We start from the raw sequence: 1,822 nt of genomic DNA on the forward strand, positions 1-1,822 counted from the left end.
CCGGCATTGTTTCGGACCCGTGCAGCCATCGCAATGGGCCGGAGCGGTTGCGGCGGGCGGCGGCGCTCGCTACATAGCGGCCAGATTTCCCGACATCCCGTGTCGCAGCCCCGAAAGCGGAGCCCGCTCGCCTCATGTCCCGCCAGTTCATCTACCACATGCGCGGCCTGTCCAAGACCTATCCGGGCGGCAAGCAGGTCCTGAACAACATCCATCTCTCCTTTTACCCGGACGCGAAGATCGGCGTGCTCGGCGTCAACGGCGCCGGTAAATCGACCCTGCTCAAGATCATGGCCGGCTTCGACAAGGAATGGACCGGCGAGGCCTGGGTCGCGGAGGGCGCGCGCGTCGGCTACCTGCCGCAGGAGCCGAAGCTCGACGAGAGCCTGACGGTCCGCGAGAACGTGATGCTCGGCGTCGCGCCGCAGAAGGCGATCCTCGACCGCTACAACGAGCTCGCCATGAACTATTCCGACGAGACCGCCGACGAGATGACCAATCTCCAGGACGAGATCGAGGCAAAGGGCCTCTGGGATCTCGATTCCAAGGTCGACCAGGCGATGGACGCGCTGCGCTGCCCGCCGGACGACTGGGCGGTCGACAAGCTGTCGGGCGGCGAGCGCCGCCGCGTCGCCATGTGCAAGCTGCTGCTGGAACAGCCCGAGCTGCTGCTGCTCGACGAACCGACGAACCATCTGGACGCCGAGACCACCGCTTGGCTGGAAGGCCACCTGCGGACCTATCCGGGCGCGATCCTGATCGTCACCCACGATCGCTACTTCCTCGACAACGTCACCAGCTGGATCCTCGAGCTCGATCGCGGCCAGGGCATCCCCTATGAGGGCAACTACTCGGCCTGGTCGGTGCAGAAGCAGAAGCGCCTCGCCCAGGAAGGCCGCGAGGATGCCTCGCGCCAGAAGACGCTGGAGCGCGAGGCGGAGTGGATGGCGGCTTCGCCGAAGGCCCGTCAGGCCAAGAGCAAGGCCCGTATCCAGCGCTATGACGAGCTTGTGCAGAAGGCCTCGAACAAGGGGCCGGACACCGCCCAGATCATCATTCCGATCGCGGAGCGGCTGGGCAACAACGTCGTCGATTTCGAGGACCTGTCGAAGGGCTTCCAGGACAAGCTCCTGATCGACGGGCTGACCTTCAAGCTGCCGCCGGGCGGCATCGTCGGCGTGATCGGCCCCAACGGCGCCGGCAAGACGACCCTGTTCAAGATGATCACCGGCGCCGAGAAGCCCGATGCCGGCACGATCAAGATCGGCGAGAGCGTACAGCTCGGCTATGTCGACCAGAGCCGCGACTCGCTCGACGACAAGAAGAACGTCTGGGAGGAAATCTCCGGCGGCAACGACATCATCTATCTCGGCAAGAAAGAGATCAATTCGCGCGCCTATTGCTCCGCCTTCAATTTCAAGGGTGGCGACCAGCAGAAGAAGGTCGGCTCGCTCTCGGGCGGCGAGCGCAACCGCGTCCACCTCGCCAAGATGCTGAAGAGCGGCGCCAACGTCCTGCTGCTCGACGAGCCGACCAACGACCTCGACGTCGACACGCTGCGTGCGCTCGAGGAGGCGCTGGAGGATTACGCCGGCTGCGCCGTGATCATCAGCCACGATCGCTGGTTCCTCGACCGTATCGCGACCCATATCCTCGCCTTCGAGGGCGACAGCCATGTCGAGTGGTTCGAGGGCAACTTCGCTGAATACGAGGAAGACAAGAAGCGTCGCCTCGGCATCGACTCGACCATTCCGAAGCGCATTCAGTACAAGAAGTTCACGCGCTGAGGCGCTGATCCCAGGATAGGAAAGCCCCGTGGCGC

At 64.4% G+C, this 1,822-nt stretch carries 1 protein-coding gene; it reads left to right on the top strand.

What is annotated here, in order from left to right:
- Positions 1–134: 134 nt before the first annotated feature.
- A complete protein-coding gene (gene ettA / locus ACIPIA_RS15435; protein ID WP_400510818.1) occupies positions 135–1,787 on the top strand; it encodes an energy-dependent translational throttle protein EttA in 1,653 nt (550 codons plus the stop codon).
- The last annotated feature ends 35 nt before the right edge of the window (positions 1,788–1,822 follow it).

This window comes from Allobosea sp. CER48 (assembly GCF_044752385.1).
Lineage (GTDB): Bacteria > Pseudomonadota > Alphaproteobacteria > Rhizobiales > Beijerinckiaceae > Allobosea.

What these genes read in the sequence shown, in the direction of transcription:
- ettA (WP_400510818.1), top strand. Translation starts at nt 135, where the DNA reads ATGTCCCGCCAGTTCATCTACCACATGCGCGGCCTGTCCAAGACCTAT.